The organism is Embleya sp. NPDC008237 (genome assembly GCF_042956465.1).
GTDB lineage: Bacteria > Actinomycetota > Actinomycetes > Streptomycetales > Streptomycetaceae > Embleya.
In genome coordinates this window covers 1-1,439 of record NZ_JBIBGL010000053.1, presented here as the reverse complement: position 1 = coordinate 1,439, position 1,439 = coordinate 1, and the positions used below count along the sequence as shown (strand labels likewise).

At 65.5% G+C, this 1,439-nt stretch carries 1 protein-coding gene; it reads left to right on the top strand.

Annotated elements, in window-relative coordinates:
• A partial coding sequence (locus tag ACFZBU_RS47950; protein WP_391590152.1) for a (Fe-S)-binding protein occupies positions 1 to 1,439 on the top strand: 1,439 nt, incomplete at both ends.

The following is a 1,439-nucleotide window of genomic DNA, read 5'->3' as shown; positions in this document are numbered from 1 at the left end:
CCGAGCATGGGTGTGGCGTGGCATCGTTTTCTGGCGTTCTTCAACATCTACTTCAAGCGTGAGGCGGATGGTGGGGTTGCGTTGGGTGCGTTGCAGCCGATGCGTTCGGGTGGTGAGGTGATCGATTTCGAGGACCCGGCGGACGATGCGGTGTTCGGGGTCTCGCAGGTGGAGCATTTCACCTGGAAGGGTCTGCTGGACTTCTCCACGTGTACCGAGTGTGGTCGGTGTCAGTCGCAGTGTCCGGCGTGGAACACGGGCAAGCCGTTGTCGCCGAAGTTGTTGATCATGTCGTTGCGCGAGCACGCGTTCGCGAAGGCGCCCTACCTGCTGGCCGGCGGCGGGAAGGACGAGGAGGGCAACGAAAAGGCGACGCCTGAGCAGTTGGCGAGGGTCCCGGCGTCGGCGCTGGCCGAGGCGGAGCGGCCGTTGGTCGGCACGGCGGCGGAGAACGGGGTGATCGATCCGGACGTGTTGTGGTCGTGCACCACGTGCGGGGCGTGTGTGGAGCAGTGTCCGGTGGACATCGAGCATGTGGACCACATCGTGGACATGCGCCGGTATCAGGTGTTGATCGAGAGTGCGTTCCCCTCCGAGGCGGCGACGATGCTCAAGGGGTTGGAGAACAAGGGCAACCCGTGGGGCGTGGCGACCAAGGCCCGGCTGGACTGGGTCAAGGAGTTGAGGAAGGCGACCGGCATCGAGGTGCCGATCGTGGGGCAGGACGTGGACCCGGCGGAGTTGGAGTATCTGTTCTGGGTGGGGTGTGCGGGGGCGTTGGCGGACGGTCCGAAGAGGACCACGAAGGCGTTCGCGGAGCTGTTGCACATCGCGGGGGTGCGGTACGGGATCCTGGGCAAGGAGGAGTCCTGCACGGGTGACTCGGCCCGCCGGTTGGGGTCCGAGGTGGTGTTCCAGATGCTGGCGGCGCAGAACGTGGCGACGTTGAACGCGGCGCTGGAGGACGCGCCGCGCAAGCGGATCGTCACGACGTGTCCGCACTGTTTCAACACGTTGGCCAACGAGTACCCGCAGTTGGAGGGGCACTTCGAGGTGATCCACCACACGCAGTTGTTGCAGCATCTGTTGGACGAGGGTCGGCTGACGCCGGTGGAGCCGGTGGACGGGCTGGTCACGTATCACGACCCGTGTTACCTGGGTCGGCACAACAAGGTGTACACGCCGCCGCGGGAGATCATCGCGCGGGTTCCGGGGTTGCGGAACGAGGAGATGCACCGGCACAGGGAGCGGGGTTTCTGCTGTGGTGCGGGTGGTGCGCGGATGTGGATGGAGGAGCGCATCGGCAAGCGCATCAACAACGAGCGCATGGACGAGGCCCTGGCGCTGAAGCCGGACATCGTCTCCACCGCCTGCCCGTTCTGCCTGGTGATGTTCACCGACTCGATCAACGCCAAGAAGCAGGCCGGCGAGGCCTCGGA